Origin of the sequence: Actinospica durhamensis (assembly GCF_018139695.1) — a bacterium.
In the GTDB taxonomy this organism is placed as follows: domain Bacteria; phylum Actinomycetota; class Actinomycetes; order Streptomycetales; family Catenulisporaceae; genus Actinospica; species Actinospica durhamensis.
Genome location: NZ_JAGSOG010000595.1, coordinates 1 through 1230 on the forward strand (window position 1 = coordinate 1; position 1230 = coordinate 1230).

Sequence of the window (1230 nt, forward strand, 5' to 3'; positions counted from 1 at the left end):
GAGCATCCGCCAACGGTTCGGTGCTGTTCAGGTGGGGTGGCGTGAGCGAGCGTGTTCGTGCTCGTGCATGTCGGGCGCGGCTGTCAAGGCCGTAGATCATCCGGCGATCGGGGCGCGGGTTCGTTGAATCGCCCTCGGAGGCGTGATGCAGGCCTCTACGCTGGGTTTTCATGACGGATGCGCAGGTGGTGGGGTGGATAGCGGCTCGTCGGGCGGAGCTTGACGTGCTGGAGGACTCCCTCGCTCGGCAGTTGGCCGAGGTGCGGGCCGAGCGCGACGAGCTCGCGGTGGCCGAGAAGGTCTGGGCCAGAGCCGAGGCCGCGGTGGCGGGCGACGCCGCGCCCGTAGCAGCCGGTGCGCTCGTCGGTGGCCGGTCGGTGCTGCTGATCCCGCACCGCTCGCCCGGTATGGGTGAGGACGCGCTGCCGCCGGAGTACCGGAAGATCATGGGGATTCTGCGCGCGACCGGCGGCCCGGTGATGGCCAAGGCGGTCGGTGAGAAGCTCGGGATCGACGTGAAGAGCCCGGGGAAGGTCGAGCCGCTGCGCGGGAAGCTGAGCAAGCTCGCCGAGCGTGGCTGGGCCCGCAAGCTGGCGGACGGCCGGTTCCAGATCACGCTGTGACCGTGCGCCATCCGTGCCCGGATGCGTGACGAGGCGCCCCCGGTGGGCGTTCGGGTTGTGTGAAGAACACGAATATGCCCGCCGAGGGCGCCGATCCCCTTGTCTACCAGTGCCGCCTGCCGCTGTCCACGAACACCGTGGCGTACGTCGCCGGCCTGCTGCGCAAGCGCATGCGCGAGATCAACTCGCCGGGGCGGCTGTTGCCGGCCGGGCGGATAGCCCTGCTGGTGCTGGCGATGCTGCGCCACGACCAGCGGGCCTTGGACCTGGCCGGGGGCAACCACGTCTCCGAGACCACGATGCGGCGCTGGCGTGATGAGATCATCGCGCTGCTCGCCGCGAAGGCCCCGCGCCTGGACCGGGCTCTGCGCAAGATCGCGAATCGGGGTGGGGAGGTCGTGCTGATCGACGGCACGCTCATTCCCACCCGCCGGCGCACAGGAGCGGCCAACCGGCCGAACTACTCGGGCAAGCACCACCGCCACGGCCTGCACTTCCTCGCGCTGACCGACGAGCGCGGCCGGCTGATCTGGATCTCCGCCGCCCGGCCCGGGCGCACGCACGACATCACCGCCGCCCGCCGTGACCACGTCCTCGAGCATCTGAG

At 70.7% G+C, this 1230-nt stretch carries 2 protein-coding genes; both read left to right on the forward strand.

What is annotated here, in order from left to right:
• The first annotated feature begins 170 nt into the window (after nucleotides 1–170).
• Nucleotides 171–623, forward strand: coding sequence for a hypothetical protein (locus KDL01_RS41260; protein ID WP_212534166.1), 453 nt, complete (start codon nucleotides 171–173; stop codon nucleotides 621–623).
• A 59-nt stretch (nucleotides 624–682) separates the two neighbouring features.
• Nucleotides 683–1230, forward strand: a 548-nt coding sequence (locus KDL01_RS45780; protein ID WP_212534167.1) for a transposase family protein, incomplete at its 3' end; no start/stop codon positions are given.